Below are 17,350 nucleotides of genomic sequence, written 5' to 3'. Positions count from 1 at the left end.
AGTTGTAGGGATAGGGGTGCTTAGCTTTCCGACGCCGCCGTGCCCGCAACGTTCTCCGCCTCACCGACCGTAATGCGGCCACTCATGAGGAGGGGAAGGAGCTCGTCGCGGGTGCGGGCGAGGACTTGGTTTTCATTTCGAAGCGCCGTAGCCTTCTTGAGGAGCGCGTCTGCGAGCTGCCTGTACTCTGTCGAAGCGCTTTCGGAGGGCCAAGGAACCGCAATTTCCTTGAGGTCGTCGGCTGCAATCCGTTGACGTCCAGAGGTGCCGGTAAGTGCTTTGTACCCAAAGCTACGGAATTCGGGGCTGCTGATAATGGCATGGATTGCAGCGGCAGGGATGCCTTCCTTGGGACGGAAGACGATGTATTCGGTAGAACCCATTCCCACTTCGTCATCCTCAAGGAAGTCGACAATCGCCATCTTGCCGTTCTCAAAACACGGGGTGATGCGCGCGAGAAGGACGTCACCGTTCCTGAACTTGGTGCCTCCTTTGGTCTCGCGCTTTCCCCAGCGGTCCACAATCAATCCGTACTCCGGAAGATCCTTCATCTCCAGGAAACTACATTCATCGCTTTGCGGCTTTAACGTGCGGGGATTGACGTCGGCGATACTGGAAATCGGCTCAGTAGAACTAACTCCGGTGTTGGTGATGGCATGCCACTGAGCATGCAGCAGCTCCTGAATCTTGTGAATTGCTAACTGGTTAGCGGCGATTTTGTCGTCGAGGGATGCCAATGTCCGCCCGATTGGGCGTTGAACTTTAAGTTCTGGAAGTGTTATTTCCCAATTGGGCAACGTGGTGATCGGCAGACGGTTTACGGTTGCCCCATATAGGGTGTTTTGGGCAATCTTTTGCTGCCATTTCGGGGAAAGCCAATAGTAGAGTAGGAAGGTCGGATCGACGACTTCTGGGTTCGGTCGAAGCAGTGCCATACGGCGACCGAGGGCTGCATCGATGTCAGGCGGCATTAACGCGGCTTCCCCGAGCCGAGTTTCATAAGAAAATAGAAGGTCGTTTTCTCGTGGCGTTACTCGACGAGTCCAACGCTGAAAGTCTTCGTCATCGATGAAATCGGATTCGTCGAGAATTAAGCGTCCGTTTTGGAGTGAGCTGATGTTCAGGAAGTATTTCCCCTCTTCACGTCGTTTGGGTGTCGCGTGAGGACCATCAAAGACTTCACCAATTTCGCGGATTCGTAGCTTTGGCATTACTTCAACCTCCCCAGCTGTTCGCGCACAGCCTTGTCAAGGCGGGCGGCGTCGTCAAGCGCGGCGGTGAGCTCGCCGGTGAGGCGGGTGATTTTCTCGTCGATGGGTTCGTCGTCTTCCTCGGCCTCGGCGAAGCCGACGTAGCGGCCGGGGGTCATGGCGAAGCCGGCGTCGCGGATGTCGTCGAGGGAGGCGGACTTGCAGAAACCAGCAATGTCTTCGTAAGCCTCGCCCTCCGGTGCGGAGGTGCGGCCGCGCCACAGGCGGAAGGTGTTTGCAATCTTCTGGATGTCCTCGTCGCTGAAGGAGCGCTCCGTGCGGTCAATCATGTGGCCGAGCTCGCGGGCATCAATGAAGAGCACCTGGTTGGTGCGGTCGATGGTGCCTTTGGAACCGGCCTTTTTGTCCTTGGCAAAGAACCAGACGCAGACCGGAATCTGCGTGCCGCGGAAGAGCTGTGCAGGAAGTGCGATGACGCAAGAGACGATGTCGTCTTCGACCATGGCCTTGCGGATATCGCCTTCACCGGAGGAGTTCGACGTCATCGTGCCATTGGCCATGACGACGCCGGCCTCACCCTGAGAAGTGAGCTTGGAGATAATGTGCTGCATCCACGCGAAGTTTGCATTGCGCTTGGGCGGAACGCCGTACTTCCAGCGGGAGTCTTCCTCGTTGCGGGACCAGTCCTTGATGTTGAACGGTGGGTTGGCCATGACGTAGTCCATCTGCTTGCCCGGATGAATGTCGCGGGCAAAGGTGTCGGCCCAGCGCTCGCCGAGGCCAGCGGAGCTAATAGCGTGGATGGCCAGGTTCATCTTGGCCATGCGCCAGGTGCGCTCGTTGAGCTCCTGACCGTAGATGGCCAAAGCAGTGCGGTCCTTTTCCGTGGTTTCGAGGAACTTCTCAGCCTGCACGAACATGCCGCCTGAGCCGCAGCACGGGTCATAGACGCGGCCCTGGGTCGGCTCCAGGATTTCCACGAGAGTGCGGACGACGGGGCGGGGAGTGTAGAACTCGCCGCCACGCTTGCCCTCAGCACGGGCGAACTTCTCCAGGAAGTATTCATAGACCTCACCCAGCAAATCGCGGGCGCGCTCAGGACCCTCCGCGGTAAAGCGTGTGGTGCTGAACAAGTCGATGAGTTCGCCCAAACGACGCTGGTCAACGCTATCCGAGGCGAAGTTCGTGGGCAGGGTACCTAATAGCGACTCATTGTCCTGCATGAGCTGCTTCATCGCGTTATCGATGAGCTTGCCAATGGACTGGTACTCCTGGCCAGCGTCGGCCGACTTACCCTTCGAGTTGTCGCGCAGGAAGGTCCAGCGAGCGATGGGGTCGACCCAGAAAACGTTTTTCTCACGGTAAGCGTCGATATCCTCCAGGTCTTCCTGGATGTACTCTTCGCTATCGCCGTGCTCCTCGCCTTCGGCACGCAGCTCCGCGCGCCGGGCATCGAAAGCATCAGTGACGTATTTGAGGAACACCAGTCCTAGGACGATGTCCTTGTACTGGGATGCGTCCATGGAACCGCGCAGCTTGTCTGCTGCCTTCCATAAAGTGTCCTTGAGCTCTTTGAGGGTGGTGGCGGAGGCAGACTCTACGTTCTGCTCATCCTTGACTGAGTTAGTCATTTTTCTCCTTAGATATAACGGTGTTTGTGCGTTTGAATGTTGAACTCTGTTATTAACCTGGCGGGGATTGTGCACGAGATTCAGCGATGGTGACAGCACCGGTACCTATCGAAATAGTGAGGTTGTGCCGTAGAACATCGATGCTCCTTAGCTGCTCAACCAACTGGCGACGCCGTGCGCCGAGCTGTTGCTCGACTGTGCTGAGGTCTTCCGCATTCTTGCGAGGCAATACGGGGAAGTACACCGATGCCAACTCGGAGGAGACAGCTTCGTTAATAGCCTTCTCTACGAGGTAAGGAAGGCAGACCTGTTCCAAGGGAGTGTGGCTGCGTCCACGGAAGGTGCGGCATCGTAGTGCTTGAGCCGGTGCAGTGACTAGCTTGCCGCCTTCCTCATCGATGAGCGCGCGTGGTCTTGGGTTCTTGATGAAGACCACGTCCCCTGGTTCTGTGAGGGTGCCGCGCGGTGCAATGTCTTCCAGCCGGAGACGATCGATGCAACGTGCGCCCTGTGGAGTGCTCCCCAGAATTTCGGGTTCACCGATGAGTTCCAGTTTTGCTACTGCTTCAGGGGCGAGATCATGTTCGGCAATGCGGGATCCGCTGAGTTTCTGCAGTACCCCAGTGCGAGCGTTGGTCGCGGCCTTCCACGGTAGGTACTCAAGGCGCGTTGCCCCCGATTCAGCGCGCATACCAATCTTTGGCTGCGCGTCCTCCAGCCCTGCTGAACTGATGTCTAATCCTGCTTGATGCGCGGTATGCATGAGATCGGCGGCGGAGGACGTCGACGTAGAAGAAAAGACCGAGTCATCGAGAGAATGAGTACGACTGCGCCAGGCATCAGCGGCGCGAAGAATACGACCGCGGACAAAGGCGTGCTTGCGTGCTTCATCCGGTGTGGCGAGCATGGTTGCCCAGTCTGAGACGAGACCGGGTCTCTTAAGGTCCGGCACGTCAGCGATAACCACAGCAGCATCGGCAGGGTTGCCTATGGCCTCGCGATTAGGGCGCTTGAGAATCCATAGTGCGCCCTGCTGCTGTCCGCGGTCCGGAAAAATACCTCGGGGCAGCCGTGCGCTGTAACGCAGCGGTGCAATTGCGCCGGTTTCGGTCGGTGCGAGGAACCGCCGTCGGACGACCTGCGCTAAAGAGTCCTCGATAAGCATGTCTGCGGTGGAAATGCAGAACATTGCACCGCGCTCGTCTAAGTTGTCGAGCAAGTCCTGGAGGTGCTCGAAGTATTCGGGCGCATTCTTGAGAGGGGAAGGAGCAGCGTGAACGAGGAGAGAATTCGCTGGGATCTCCTCGCTAGCGTCGATGAATTCCACGTTTCGGCACGCTAGTTCGGCCCAATAGAGAGAGTCTGGTGCGCAGTCTTTTCGATATCCGATGCTGAGCGCCAGTGTCTCTTCGAGTTCCCGGGTGAGTCCAGTGACGAAACCTAGGCTGTATTCATCAGTAGGGATGATAGGTGGAGTTGGGTTCTCTAGCGTGAGGGCTTCCGATACTGCTTGCATAGCGCGGGAAGTAAATCGGGAAGAGAGTGTGACCTGGCGCTGAGCACTGAGGTCATCTGCAAGACGGGCGAGCGCGGCCGCGGGCCCGAAAGCTGCCTCGGCTACCTGCTCTGCTGCTTTTGCGATATCAGCTTCAGGGGCATCAGAAGGAATGTTGTCTGCTGCGCGCTGGTACGCCGCGGTAAGAGAGTCGATTACTGCAGCAGAGGGCGAAAAATCCTGAGGGGAGTAAGCCGTGTTGCAGTTCAAAAGGCCCAATGCCGCGCGTGCCGGATTGCGGAGCAGCATTCGGTAGAGCGAAGAATAGAAGAGGGCATCTTCAACGGCTGTGTCGCGGCGGCCGAGCTTGGTTGCTCGCAGCCAGTCTTGGATTTCGGTGATGGCGTAGTAGGGGTGGCCATCATGTTCTCCGGAAGGGGATGGGAAGGGCGCGATGGATTCTGAGTTAAAGCGCTGAATCCACTCGTTGACCGCGGGGCGCGTAACGCCGGTCAGCCGGGCGACATCGGCGAGTGTCAGTGTTGCGGTCACTTGAGGCCTCCTTTCATAGGGTAGTGATGGGGAATAAGGGCGAGCGGTCATTGCTGATTGCTCTGTCCACTACGTTAAAGGAACTCGAGTGAAGTAAACAGCTTTTAGTATGGTAATCGTCCTGAAGGGGGCTTAAGGCTGTTTAATTAATACTAAAAAGTGTTGCCCGAGAGTGGTTTGGTTTTCGTGGGGATCGGGCTTCAAAAGCGCATGACTTGCTGACGTGTTCGGTCAGATCCGGTGCTAAAGCAGGGGATTGATGTGCACTTTGTGGCCGATTTCCTGCTTGTAAACGTGTTGGCTCGGGCCGTCTGTCGATGTCGACATGTGCATGGTTATCGTCTCCGCGCTGAGCATGTTCGACATCAAGCTGGCTCCGTTCTGGAACGAGTGCAAGGCGCTTGAGCGGGAGCGTGGCCACTAAGCGCTATGCTTGATCACCTCTCAGGAAAGGAGGTGACGGTATGGCTGATCGCCGCATGTGGAAAATGTCGCCGGAGCGGCTGCAAGAGCATCTAAAATTGCGTAGCCGTGCATCGCGCATTCCCGATAAAAAGAAGGAACAGTCCAAGAAGGCCTGCCGGAACTCCCGGCGGGCCTTCCCGCATTTTCGGTGCAGAAAACTATTGGGTTTAACCCAACCGTTTGACTTAACCCACCGTTAACCTGTAAAGTTAACGTCAGGTTAATACTTAGCAAACGGGACAATAATCCGAGAAAGGGGATAACAATGAACCAGTTTGAAACCCTGCGTCAGGATCTGCACGAAAACTACGGCCACGAGTACACCGCCGCAGAAATCGATGCCAAGCTCGATGAGGTTATTGCCAAGCACACCAAGAAGGCTGAGCTCGAAGAATTCGTGCCGCTATTGGTGGAGCGTGAGGTGCGTGAATACTTCGGCGCTCACCGCCTTCATATCCGCTTTGCCGCCGGTACTAATAATGCGCTGGCCCAGGCTGCGGCGGAACTGACCCGCAAGCACGCCGGCGAGGCCCTCTTTGTGGATACCGCCGTTGCCCACCCAGAAAACGAGGCAGAAGGCCACCTCGCCCATGTCATGAACGAGCGCGGTATGGGTGAGGCTCCAAATAAGTACCTTGATGAGGTGCGGACGGTAGCGATGCCGGATTATATCGTGTTCCTAGGCCGTGAGGTCGAACGCGATGAGGCAGGCAAAGACATCAAAATCTGGGATATTCCTACCGCGGATACCGTAGAGCAGGCGCGCGAATTGGCCGATGACCTCGAAGCCCGCGTGCTCTACATGCTCAATAAGCTGGGCATTGATCCGGTCACTGAGCCGGTTAACGCCTAAAAGCGATACGGGTTCGGTAGCTGGGAGGAGACATTGTTGTTGGCCACCCAGAAGCCCGCAAACCTATAGGGCATATAGTGCGTGCCCATGCCGGGGCGCCATTCCGGCGTGCCCAATAGCGGGGGAGTCTGGCGGTCGCGCTGTGGATATAGCCTTTCTGGCAGCGCACCCACCAGTGGGTGGTAGTCCTCTAAGAGGCGAGCGAAGGCGAAGTCAAAGTCATCTCGCGAAAGGTCCTGAGATAGGTTACTAATGCGCTGGGTCATCTGGCGGAGGCTGGCGTTGTCGGGTTGACGGGAGAGGGCCGTTTGGGCGTCGTTAAGCAGCCATTGCGTCTCGCCGGCGCGTACCGCAGTATCGCCGTCGCAGAATTTTTCCAGGGAATCTATCTGCGCTGCGGCCGTATGGATCTGCTTGAGCGCCTTATAGGACTCCTTGATGGAGGCGGCATGCGAGGAAAAGTCCTGGACGTGTTCTAAGGCCTTGAGCGTCGGCCGCGCATCGGTGTACTGATTGACTAGGAAACGCCACTGGACCCTGAGGGAATCGCCCGCCAAGGGGGATTGCAGGGCATTAATGCGCGCCTCCGTGCGCTCGATGAGCTCCTCGGCGCTATCGCGAACTCCCGCAATATAGTCAAAGCGCTTGCGCAGGCGGGCGCGGCGGGTGAGCAAGTAAGTAATGAGCCCCACCGCGGCGAGGACCACGATCACTGACGTGGTGGCAATGAACATAGACCACGTGGGCGCCTCCTGCGCATATTGCCGGCGCACGGTCGGATCCGCGGCGGCGCGCGTGGCCAAGATCATGCCGACGGTATAGTCATCGTCCTCCAGCGCCGGCCGCATCTGATCCAGGATGCCGTCCACGCGGCCGGCGTCATAAATCTTGATGTCTCGGCACACTTGGGCGCCACAGCGCACGGCCATGCTATTGGGTTCAAAGCCCACGGCGATAACGAGTACATTCTTCTGCAGCTCACCGTTGCTGATGAATTGTGGGTGCTCGCGCGCCAAGTCATGCAACAGGGTGCGGGAAAAATCCTCGCCCGAATTCGGATACGTGGCGTAGACAACCTCGTGCACGGAATCTGGAAGGTGCATGGACTGCGCTTGTGATTTCACGGCCTCTTCGTCCGAAGAGCTTAGAATCTGGGCGTGGTCCAAAAAATCCACCGCGGGCTTGTCCTCCGCGAGGGCGGCGGGTGCGCTAGCTGCAGCAAAAAGACCTACTACTGCCGCGCAAGGAACCCATCTCATGATGTTCCATCCTACGGGCTCCGCGTGTAAACCGTAGTACTTATGCAAAAGCAACTACGCTAAATCGCTGACTACTGTTTATACCGTTTGGAGAATCGAAGTTATCGTGACTGCCAACAACACCCAGGCCCATGAGCCCCTGCAGCGCATTCTGCTGCCTAAGCGCGGCGAGCCCTTTGATGTGCGGATGCTCTACCTCATCGAGGCCGAGCAAAACCGCGAACGCCTCAGTTGGTTTAACCGCACGTCCGTAACCATCCCGGCCGGCGAGGAAGCCTCTTTTGAAACCTACTTCAACGCCTTCCCGGCCTCCTATTGGCGCCGCTGGTCCCAGCTGCGCTCCGTTATCCTCAGCCTGGACATTGAGGGCCAGGCAAATATTTCCCTCTACCGCTCCAAGCAGGATGGCCAGCGCATTTCCGTGGCCAACCACCTGGTAAGCACCGGCCACCATGAGTTCGAGCTGCCACTCAAAAACTTCGAGGACGGCGGCTGGCTGTGGTTCGATATCACCGCCGAGCAGGACACCACGCTTGCCGACGCCGCCTGGTGCTCCCCCCACGCCCCCGGCCCGCAGGTGCTGCCGGACGGCACCGAGCAGCCGGCCCAAGACAAGCGCGTGGCGGTAGGCATTCCCACTTTCAACCGCCCGACCGATGCCGTAGCAGCCCTTAAGGCATTGGCCGAGGACCCAGTAGTCGATGAAATCATCGACTTCGTCCTCATGCCGGACCAAGGCAACCAGCACCCTGCTGATGAGCCAGGCTATGACGAGGCAGTCGCTCACTTTGGCGAGCGCTTCCGCGAGTTCCGCCAGGGCAACCTGGGCGGCTCCGGTGGCTACTCCCGCATCATGTACGAGGCGCTGGAAAATACCGATTCGCCCTTCATCCTTTATATGGACGATGACATCGCCATCGAACCGGATTCCGTGCTGCGCGCGGTGCAAGCGGCCCGTTACGCTGCCAAGCCGATTATCGTCGGTGGCCAAATGCTTAACCTGCAGGAGCGCTCCCAGCTGCGCACTACCGGCGAGCGCGTCAACCGTGCCGATTTCATGTGGGGTGCGGCACCGCACGCCGTCTACGACCACGACTTTGCCAAGTACCCGCTGCGCGCCATCGGTACCCGCGAAACTCACCTAGATCCCAAGAAGTACGATTCCCGCGCGCTGCACCGCCGCGTTGACGTGGAGTACAACGGCTGGTGGATGTGCCTCTTCCCGCGCATTGTGGCAGAAACCAACGGCCAGCCGCTGCCGCTCTTTATCAAGTGGGACGATACCGAGTATTCCCTGCGCGCAGCGCGCAATGGCTTCCCCACGGTGACCTGGCCAGGTGCCGCCATCTGGCACATGGCTTGGGCCGATAAGGATGATGCCATTGACTGGCAGGCCTATTTCCACCTGCGCAACCGCCTCATCGTTGCCGCGATGTACCACGAGGGACCGGCCAAGGGCATTACCAAGTCCATCTTCAAGTCCACCCTCAAGCACACCATGTGCATGGAATACTCCACCATGGCCATCCAGATTGAAGCTATGCGCGACTTCCTAGCGGGGCCGGACCATCTCTTTGACATCCTGGAGTCCTCGCTGCCGCGCATCGCGGAAATCCGCAAGAACTATTCCGATGCTGTTATTTTGGAATCCGCAGATGAGCTGCCCTCTCCCACCGGCGCGCCGGGTGTGCCTACGCGCAATATCGGCGGCCGCCTAGCCAAGATTAAGAAGATCCCGTGGGCCATCAAGGGCCTCAAGCACCTCGTGAGCAAGGAAGACGCTGCGCACCACGAGGCGCCTCAGCTTAACCTCACTCCGGACGAGGCCCGGTGGTTTACCCTTTCCCGCGTGGACTCTGCCACCGTCTCTACCGCAGGTGGCACCGGTGTGGCCTTCCGTAAGCGCGACCGCGACTTGGCCAAAGACCTCGTATCGCAGACCCGCGAGCTACTGAAGGAGATCGAGGAAAACTTCGATGACCTGCGCGCTGAATACCGTGCGGCGCAGCCGGAGCTGACCTCGCGCGAGTCCTGGAAGAAGGTCTTTGATGCCCAATAAACTTTCCGTAGCAGAATCGCGCGTCCTCGAATCCATCCAGGGTGCGGCCTTTGACGTGCCCGGCGTGCTTCCTACCGCCCGCGGGCTCAGCCACTGGGGCGAGCATGCCCTGGGCTGGATGGGCAGCGCTGCGGTAGGGGCGGGCGTCGACAAGCGCCGCCGCGAGGGCTGGATCCGGGTGGGCGCTGCTGCTTTTCTCGCGCACGCCGCTAGCGTGGTGCTCAAGCGCATCGTGCGCCGCAAGCGCCCCGATTATCCGTACGTGCGCGTGGGGGTAAAGACTCCCTCCAAGCTATCTTTTCCCAGTTCGCACGCGACCTCGACTACTGCATTCCTGGTGGCGGCGAGCCGCCTTACCGGCTGCAAGGCGCCGCTTCTCGGCGTGCCAGTCATGATGGCATCGCGTATGGTCCTCGGAGTGCACTACCCAACAGATACGGCAGTGGGTGCGGCCATCGGCGCTGCTACCGCAGAGGTCGTGATGAAAGGAATGAAGCATGAGTGATGATGGAAACCAGCACTTTTTCCATTCGGAACCGCACACCTCTGGCGTAGATACCGGCCGCAAGCGCAAGCCGCCGAAGAATCTTGTCGATGGCATGATTAAGGCCCTGCGTCCCAAGCAGTGGGTCAAAAACGTTCTCGTGCTGGCGGCCCCCGCCGCGGCCGGCGCCGATGCCCTATTTCACGGCCGCGTGCTTGTCGATGTCCTCTTGGCCTTCGTCGTCTTCTGCCTCGGCGCTTCCTCCATCTACCTGATCAATGATGCGAAGGACTGGCGCGAGGATCAGGAGCATCCGACCAAACGCTTCCGCCCGATTGCCTCCGGCGTGCTGCCCATCAAGCTCGCCTATGTCATGGCCGTGGTGCTCATCTGCTTGTCCATCGGGCTATCCTTCCTTGCTACCGCTGGCCCGCAGCTGGCAATTGTGATGGCGATTTATATCGCGTTGCAATTGGGCTATTGCTTCGGTTGGAAGCACATGCCGGTGATTGATATCGCCCTGGTTTCCTCCGGCTTCATGCTGCGCACCATGGCCGGTGGCGTGGCTGCAGGCATCGAGCTTTCGCAGTGGTTCCTGCTGGTGGCGGCCTTTGGCTCGCTATTTATGGCCTCAGGCAAGCGCTACTCGGAGATCCTTCTTGTGGAGCAAACCGGCGCGAAAATCCGCAAGTCCCTGGAAGGTTATACGCCTACCTACCTGCGCTTCGTGTGGACGCTAGCCGCCACCGCGGTGGTTATCTGCTACACCCTCTGGGGCTTCGAGCTTGCTAACGATGCCCAGACCGGTGGCGTGTGGTACCAAGTCTCCATGGTGCCGTTTACCATCGCCATCTTGCGCTATGCGGCCGATGTGGACCGCGGCCAGGGTGGCGCTCCGGATGAGATTGCACTGGAGGACCGCACTTTGCAGGTTCTCGCTTTGGCTTGGCTCGCTTGCATCGCCATGGCGGTGTATATCATGCCGTTGTTCTAGACACAGCTGAATCGATATAGAAATTTTCCGCGGGGCTGATAAACTTTCTTCCCGTGCTTAACACCGACCACAAGAGTATCGCCCGCTGGAGTACCCCGGCGGTCGTTCTTGTGATCGGTGTTTTATCTTTGTGGGGCGGTTTTGCGCGCCGCTGGATTTCCGATGACGGACTCATTGTCCTGCGCACCGTGCGCAACCTCGAAGCCGGAAATGAGCCCGTGTTCAATATGGGCGAACGCGTAGAGGCCAATACCTCCACGCTGTGGCAGTACCTCATTTTCCTGGTGCGCTGGGTGACCCACGCAAACCTAGAAGGCATCGCCATTTACTTGGGGCTCATTCTGGCGGTCGCGGCAATGGTAGTCGGTACGGGCGCTGCGGCAAGCATGCGCACTGGCGCCGTTCTTCCGGCCGGCGCGCTAGTGTATCTGGCCCTGCCGCCGGCCCGAGACTTTTTTACCTCTGGCCTGGAATGGGGCTTGTGCATCTTCTATCTCGCTATGCTGTGGCGGCTTTTGCTGCGTTGGACGCGCCCGCGCCGCCACTCTGGGAGCAATAGCGATGCCTATTGGCTCGCCTTCTGGGCCGGATTGTCCTGGCTGGTGCGCCCAGAGCTCGCTTTATACGGCGGTCTGGTGGGAATCGTGCTTCTTGTATCCCACCGCTCGTGGAAGATTCTTGCCGCCGCGGTGCCGCTGCCGTTGGCCTATGAGATTTTCCGCATGGGCTACTACGGTCTACTAACCCCGCACACGGCCGTGGCTAAGTCTGCGGCTGGGGCCGAATGGGGCAAGGGGTTTACCTACCTGGCGGATTTTGTCGGCCCATACTGGCTCTTCCTGCCGCTTATCGTGCTCGCCGTGGCAGGTCTATGGAAGGCAAATCTGCGCCCCACCGCGGTGCGTTCTACTGCCACCGCTATTTATCTCTTTGAAGGCACTGCGCTCATTCACACGCTCTACGTGCTGCGCGTGGGAGGAGATTTCATGCACGGCCGCATGCTTTTGCTCCCACTTTTTGCGGCACTGCTTCCCATTTTTGTGGTCAGCGTTCGAGTATGGATAGCCTCCGTTTTCTGTGCGGTATGGGCGCTAGTTATCGTTCTGCGCGGACATCCGGTGGACCGCAGCATCTACGAGGGCGAGATCTCCATCGTGGATGAGCGCGATTTCTGGACCTACGCGACCCAGCGTGAGAATCCTCCCAGGCGAGCCGAAGAATTCCTCGGTGCCAAGTTTATGGAGGACTACCAGGAAGGTATCGACGAGCTGGAGGCCGGCGACGCCATGACCTTCCGCTATATCAAGGGTGAAGATAGGTTTTCGTGGATGGCCGCCCCCGCAGATCCCTCGCGCACCGACCCACCCACCGTTTACCTGCTCAATTTGGGCCTTTCTTCCATGAATGCACCGCTGGATATTCGCGTGCTGGACAATATTGGACTCAGCAATCCTTTGGCGGCGCGCCAGCCACGCATCGAGGGTGGGCGCATTGGGCACGACAAGAGCTTGGACATGTCATGGCAGGTGGCAGACTCTGCCGTCGATATTGACGACGTTCCGGCGTGGATTGATAAGTACGAGGTTGCCAAGGCTCGCGCCGCTCTTGACGACGCCGATTTTCAGAAACTCTTCGCTACCTACAGGGATCCTTTAACTTGGGACCGTTTCTGGAAAAATATTAAATTCTCCCTGACAGACGGGCGGACCCTAGCCTTCTCCTCGGATCCCTCGGACTACCTGCACTAATTCCTTCAAATGCAGACTTTAGGGCCAACCTAAGTTACACTAACCTGTGACATTGTTATCGATCCGTGACGTTAACGATATACAGGGTTCGGACGATAGAGCTTAGTGACAATCACCGAGTAGTTTGGAGGAGAAAGATGACTGCTTCCATCAAGGGTCGCGTCCTATCAGTCATCATGGCAGTTGCCGTAGCTTTGGGCCTAGCCGTCGTGGCGGGGTCCCAGCCGGCAGAAGCAGCCAACCGCGACTGGCTGCGCCGTGACGCCACTGGTACGTGCGAGTGGGACAAGGTTGCCTGGTGGGTCCAGCGCTGTGACGTTTGGTCCCAGGCCATGGGCCGCACCATCCCGGTACAGATCCAGCCCGCAAAGCGCGGCGGCAATGCTGCCCTCTATTTGCTTGATGGTCTCCGTGCCACCGATCGCACCAACGCGTGGGTAAACGACGTCAATGCTGCAAGGACCTACGAGCCGCACAACATTACCTTGGCTATGCCGGTTGGCGGTGCCGCTTCCTTCTATGCTGATTGGCAGGGGCCTGCGACCTACGATCTATCAAACCCCGTTAATTATAAATGGGAGACGTTTCTGACCAGCGAACTCCCAGGCTATCTGGAGCGAAACTTCGGCGTTGCACGTAACAATAACTCTATTGCGGGTTTGTCGATGGGCGCTGGTGCCGCGCTAACCCTGGCAGCGAAGCACCCGAATCAATTCCGGCAAGCGCTGTCTTTTTCCGGTTTCTTGACTACCACTGTTCCGGGGGCACAGACGTTCATGCGTCTGGCTATGTTGGATGCTGGTGGCTTCAATATCAATGCAATGTACGGATCGCTGTTTAATCCGAAGCGTTTCCAAAACGATCCGCTGTTGCTGATCCCTCAATTGCGTAACACTAATCTATATATTTCTTCGGCCTCTGGTATTCCTGGTCCTGGGGACAGCCATTATCTGCCAGAGCATCAAGCCGCTGGGGCAGCCTTAGAGGTCGGGTCTAACGTGACTACTCACGTGTGGGAAGGTGCTGCGCGGCTGCAAGGTCTAAATCCGACTGTAAGCTACCCAGCCCAAGGCCTGCACAACTGGGAACAATTTGGTTATCAGCTTAATCGCTCTAAACCTCAAGTTCTGAACGTGATGAACGCGTGGTAGCGCAGTAGTTCATTTACTAGAGTTGGTTGTTTGAACAGTGTCCTTATAACTAAAGGCCGACAGCTAGAGTTGAAGATCGCAGTACAATCATGGTCTCGCTATATTGAATTGGTATGAATCTGAATGGCCCTACGGGGGTCGCCTCTTGCCACATCTGATTGAGTGGACACGGGTATGGTTCTACGCGACTAGTCCGATTTTATTTGCGGTCATAGCCATCAAATTGATGGAGCAGTAATAGCACCACGAGTTCCGCCGTTTCGCCTTGTAGCGTGCGTACCAGATAAAAATTTCCTGTGGGATACGAGATGTTTTGAGGAGAACTTGGCTTAAGGGTCAAAATGTGTGTCTGGCTCGGCGTGTCGCTGGGATTGGATTTGGCCTTTTTGGATGCCGATTGAGTGGGTGTACTCGGTGTCGATACCGTTGTCGTAGAGGGCTGGTCGTCCTGTTTCGTGGTCGGCTTGGTTCTCGGTGTGGGTCAGGATGGATACTTTGGCGAGTTGGTCTTGGCCCCAGTGGGACTGCTTGGCGATGCGTAGTGGCTCGTCGGGCAGTTCTGCTTTTAGATAGAGCCACCACTCGAGCATTCGGCGTTGGCGTTCTCCGCGTCGTCCGCGGTTTGTTCTCGCTAGTAATTTCAACTGGGGGTTGATTCCGCCTTCGAGACTATTGGTGGTGGCTTATATTCGTGAGTATCAACGACTCCTTCAGGCGGGGTGAGGTAGACAAGCAGCAGGTCGCTACGCCAGGCTGTTGTAGGCCTTGCGCACGTTTGCATGGGCCAACGTATGCGTTCAATGGACTGTTTGGGGTCTTTGACGAGGGTCTTTTCCTCTAACCAGGTGCGGTAGACCGAGGCGAATCCATTCAGTTGTGCGCCCCATTGGCTGGCTTGGTCGATAGTGGTAATGCGTGTGAGTTTGGGTGCCAGTTGGTAGATGGGGCACCCAGCATCAGTACGTGGACGTGAGGTGGTATAGCGGCGTATCACACGCTGAGCATGCACCAGGCAGCGTTGGATGACAGTGGTAGGCCAGCACTGTTTGATGGCGCTAGCAGCTCCTTGCTCGCCGTCAATGACGGCGATTGAAGGCACTGATATTCGTTCCAATAACTGTGTGTAGGCATGGGTGGTTTCGCGCTTGGACCAGTGGCAGGCAATGACGTGGTCTAGGGTGCCGGCCACGATTAAGCATCTGCTGGCGGTGTAGGTGCCGTCGATAAAGACTTGGTCATAGATCCGCCCGGTATGACCGACGATGAGGTCGGGAACATCTACAAGCCAGCACCAGCTAAAGCGTCGTTTCGTTGTTGAAGCACTGACACCATTTTGTGTAGCCAAAGCTTCCAGTGAAGTTGTGGAGATGCAATGTTCGATGAACTGGCTCAATGCGGCAGCTTTGGTGACATCTGGTCGGCTTTTATTGACTGAAACTCCGCAGGCCTTACACCGCCTTCGGGTAGTTCCTTTGCATTTGGTATCGCCGCCGCAGTGGCAACGTGGTCGATCCTTTGGCATTGGGCCACCAGACCACCGCCTATTACCACGGGTTGGCTACCGCATCGTGGATTTCGCATCTGAAGCTCAGATATACGCCCGCGAAGCATATATCCTGCGAAACCCTACAGGTCAGAATCTAAAAATACCTGATCTTAGACATGCATTGTGACTCTCAACCCCCGTTTTATTCGAACAGCGTAAAGAGAGCGTCAAGGGAATTTTGGTATCAGTGGTAAAGCGCACTAGCAGTCAGTTAGCGCGTGTAGGTGCCATTCCGGTGCATTGAACGAAAAACGGCCCTACTAAGGAGCAGTGCACCGCCAAAGCGATATTCCAATGTGTCAACTCGAATGCATGCTTACAAACTAGACACGCCTTCTGCTCAAAAGACGGAGGAATTTCCGAACGCTGTTCAAGCATTTATGGTTTGCATGTAGTGGAATCCGCGCAAATTTAGTGCTCCAGTGCGAGGAGATTTAGCAAGTAATGGGGAGACATGGGATACAGCGCAGAAAGGGATTTCTAAAAAAGTTACAAGCTATACAGAATATCCCTGAGGAACTTTGAGATGACGTGTAACATTTTAACGAAAGCTGAAAAACTATAAATAGTGCCACTGTGGTACTTTCAAAGATTGGCCAGTCAATTTTAACCTTGAGAAGAGGACCAATGAAGATACGAAAAATTTGCGGTGTAATAGTCGCGCTCGCCATCGGGGTATCAGGGGTGCCAATTGCACAGGCAGCCCCTTCTTTACCATCGTTACCTCAAGAAGCGCCGACACTTCCCCCGTTGCCGCAAATGCCACCGCTTCCCCCGTTGCCGCAAATGCCACCGCTTCCCCCGTTGCCGCAAATGCCACCGCTTCCAGCGGCACCAAAAAACCTCCAACCAAAGCCTCAAGTGAACCAAAACGTTCGGGAAACCTATCTGAGCTTTGGCGACTCCGTAGCGGCCAACCCTACAGCACTAGACGTGGCGGTATACAAGACTAAAAAGAACGTCCCGAATCTTGAGTGGCCAACCATTCGCAATGGCTCCTGCGCACAGGATCCTAACAACTTTGCAGTTCAGGCTGCGAAGCGTACTGGCCTGCGCCTAGAGGACTATTCTTGTCCGGGAGCGACTGCATACGTCGAACCGCACGGAAATGATGCAATCCCACATGACACAGTTCGTCAGCAGGTTGAGCGAGCAATAGCGGATCGTAAGCTCGATGCGAATACGCGGCTGGTGACTATCAGTGCTGGAGTTAACGACACTTACCAGCCAAATAACTTGCCATCAATGACTACACAGCCCCAACGAATGGCTCGTTACGATGCGGCAATGACAGGTGCTATTAACCGTGTGAAAAGCGTCGCCCCCAACGCAAAAGTAATTCTTCTGGGAATCCCAGATGAAACAGATGGGCACAATCATACGTGTGGCTCTAATCTTCTAGGGGTTACCAGTCACTGGTATTTCCCACTTGTGGCCTATTACCAAGATGAAGTGCGAGAACAGCAACGATTGGCCGCTCTGCATACGGGAAGTGAGTTTCTGGATATGGTCGCCGAGATTTCCGTTCAAAGTGGCAAGAATGGGTGCTCTAATGATCCTGGACGTTATGGTGCCTCGATCTTTGACGATTCACCGCATAAGTTGGCCGGGCATCTCACTGATGCCGGGCACGGATATTATGGTAGGCGTATTGCCGAAACTTATCGCTAAGGCATCCAAATGGGTCAACAGGCAGGCGATGGAAATAGCCATTAATCCCTGTCTATGACTTTTACTAGAAGAGACGACAATTTCGTCATTGACACAGAAAAAACGACATTATGACTCCTGAGTTTGTATTCACACTGGTCCAGAACTATCCGCTCACGACGCCGCTGGTTCATCTAACCGGTACATTGCGTTTAGACAACTTCTTGGACAGAACCTTGAATGCATGGCCGA

Annotated in this window: 12 protein-coding genes and 1 pseudogene; 8 read left to right on the top strand and 5 right to left on the bottom strand. The window is 56.8% G+C overall.

The annotated features are described in order from the left end of the window. Positions 1–20 precede the first annotated feature (20 nt). Genes ACLI1M_RS11085 through ACLI1M_RS11075 form a run of 3 tightly spaced genes read right to left on the bottom strand, consistent with a single transcriptional unit; the run spans position 21 to position 4,889 of the window. Positions 21–1,211: a restriction endonuclease subunit S gene (locus ACLI1M_RS11085; protein WP_239282387.1), complete on the bottom strand. Its 1,191-nt coding sequence runs from the start codon at positions 1,209–1,211 to the stop codon at positions 21–23. Further along, positions 1,211–2,842 (bottom strand): type I restriction-modification system subunit M, encoded by a 1,632-nt coding sequence (locus tag ACLI1M_RS11080; RefSeq protein ID WP_248099961.1) that lies wholly within the window; start codon positions 2,840–2,842, stop codon positions 1,211–1,213. Before ACLI1M_RS11080 ends, ACLI1M_RS11085 begins: the two co-directional genes overlap by 1 nt. A gap of 52 nt (positions 2,843–2,894) precedes the next feature. Then, positions 2,895–4,889, bottom strand: coding sequence for a hypothetical protein (locus ACLI1M_RS11075; RefSeq protein WP_411706578.1), 1,995 nt, complete (start codon positions 4,887–4,889; stop codon positions 2,895–2,897). 464 nt (positions 4,890–5,353) lie between these two features. On the opposite strand from ACLI1M_RS11075, the gene ACLI1M_RS11070 reads away from it, so the two are divergent. Both ACLI1M_RS11070 and ACLI1M_RS11065 read left to right on the top strand, forming a co-directional pair. Beyond that, positions 5,354–5,554 carry a DEAD/DEAH box helicase gene (locus ACLI1M_RS11070; protein ID WP_248099963.1) on the top strand — a complete coding sequence of 67 codons (201 nt, stop codon included), beginning with the start codon at positions 5,354–5,356 and terminating at the stop codon, positions 5,552–5,554. 65 nt (positions 5,555–5,619) lie between these two features. Then, positions 5,620–6,207, top strand: coding sequence for a three-helix bundle dimerization domain-containing protein (locus tag ACLI1M_RS11065; RefSeq protein WP_248099964.1), 588 nt, complete (start codon positions 5,620–5,622; stop codon positions 6,205–6,207). Here ACLI1M_RS11065 and ACLI1M_RS11060 read toward each other — a convergent pair. Beyond that, positions 6,204–7,466, bottom strand: coding sequence for a hypothetical protein (locus tag ACLI1M_RS11060; RefSeq protein ID WP_248099965.1), 1,263 nt, complete (start codon positions 7,464–7,466; stop codon positions 6,204–6,206). The two genes, ACLI1M_RS11065 and ACLI1M_RS11060, sit on opposite strands and share 4 nt — an antisense overlap. Positions 7,467–7,572: 106 nt before the next feature. On the opposite strand from ACLI1M_RS11060, the gene ACLI1M_RS11055 reads away from it, so the two are divergent. From ACLI1M_RS11055 to ACLI1M_RS11035, 5 genes are all read left to right on the top strand, one after another. Continuing rightward, complete coding sequence (locus ACLI1M_RS11055; protein ID WP_301733060.1) at positions 7,573–9,525, top strand: glycosyltransferase; 1,953 nt, start codon at positions 7,573–7,575, stop codon at positions 9,523–9,525. Then, a complete protein-coding gene (locus ACLI1M_RS11050; protein WP_023020080.1) occupies positions 9,515–10,030 on the top strand; it encodes a phosphatase PAP2 family protein in 516 nt (171 codons plus the stop codon). Before ACLI1M_RS11055 ends, ACLI1M_RS11050 begins: the two co-directional genes overlap by 11 nt. Then, positions 10,023–11,003, top strand: a complete 981-nt coding sequence (locus tag ACLI1M_RS11045) for a decaprenyl-phosphate phosphoribosyltransferase (RefSeq protein WP_023020079.1) — start codon at positions 10,023–10,025, stop codon at positions 11,001–11,003. Before ACLI1M_RS11050 ends, ACLI1M_RS11045 begins: the two co-directional genes overlap by 8 nt. Before the next feature lie 53 nt (positions 11,004–11,056). Next, positions 11,057–12,751 carry a hypothetical protein gene (locus tag ACLI1M_RS11040; protein WP_411706577.1) on the top strand — a complete coding sequence of 565 codons (1,695 nt, stop codon included), beginning with the start codon at positions 11,057–11,059 and terminating at the stop codon, positions 12,749–12,751. A gap of 137 nt (positions 12,752–12,888) precedes the next feature. After that, entirely contained in the window at positions 12,889–13,902 is a 1,014-nt protein-coding gene (locus ACLI1M_RS11035) for an alpha/beta hydrolase (protein WP_023020077.1), read from the top strand. Between the two features lie 329 nt (positions 13,903–14,231). On the opposite strand, the pseudogene ACLI1M_RS11030 reads toward ACLI1M_RS11035, so the two are convergent. After that, a pseudogene (locus ACLI1M_RS11030) lies at positions 14,232–15,424 on the bottom strand (IS1249 family transposase). 651 nt (positions 15,425–16,075) lie between these two features. Here ACLI1M_RS11030 and ACLI1M_RS11025 point away from each other — a divergent pair. Further along, the gene (locus ACLI1M_RS11025) at positions 16,076–17,119 is read left to right on the top strand and encodes a GDSL-type esterase/lipase family protein (protein WP_248099969.1); all 1,044 of its coding nucleotides are present in this window, start codon (positions 16,076–16,078) and stop codon (positions 17,117–17,119) included. Positions 17,120–17,350 lie beyond the last annotated feature (231 nt).

The organism is Corynebacterium sp. LaCa54 (assembly GCF_046717495.1).
Classification (GTDB): domain Bacteria; phylum Actinomycetota; class Actinomycetes; order Mycobacteriales; family Mycobacteriaceae; genus Corynebacterium; species Corynebacterium kefirresidentii.
This window is presented reverse-complemented; position numbering and strand designations above follow the sequence as displayed.

Bases quoted from the DNA above. Each gene is read 5' to 3' on its own strand.
- ACLI1M_RS11085 (WP_239282387.1), bottom strand. From the start codon at position 1,211: ATGCCAAAGCTACGAATCCGCGAAATTGGTGAAGTCTTTGATGGTCCT.
- ACLI1M_RS11080 (WP_248099961.1), bottom strand. From the start codon at position 2,842: ATGACTAACTCAGTCAAGGATGAGCAGAACGTAGAGTCTGCCTCCGCC.
- ACLI1M_RS11070 (WP_248099963.1), top strand. From the start codon at position 5,354: ATGGCTGATCGCCGCATGTGGAAAATGTCGCCGGAGCGGCTGCAAGAG.
- ACLI1M_RS11065 (WP_248099964.1), top strand. From the start codon at position 5,620: ATGAACCAGTTTGAAACCCTGCGTCAGGATCTGCACGAAAACTACGGC.
- ACLI1M_RS11060 (WP_248099965.1), bottom strand. From the start codon at position 7,466: ATGAGATGGGTTCCTTGCGCGGCAGTAGTAGGTCTTTTTGCTGCAGCT.
- ACLI1M_RS11050 (WP_023020080.1), top strand. From the start codon at position 9,515: ATGCCCAATAAACTTTCCGTAGCAGAATCGCGCGTCCTCGAATCCATC.
- ACLI1M_RS11045 (WP_023020079.1), top strand. From the start codon at position 10,023: ATGAGTGATGATGGAAACCAGCACTTTTTCCATTCGGAACCGCACACC.
- ACLI1M_RS11035 (WP_023020077.1), top strand. From the start codon at position 12,889: ATGACTGCTTCCATCAAGGGTCGCGTCCTATCAGTCATCATGGCAGTT.
- ACLI1M_RS11025 (WP_248099969.1), top strand. From the start codon at position 16,076: ATGAAGATACGAAAAATTTGCGGTGTAATAGTCGCGCTCGCCATCGGG.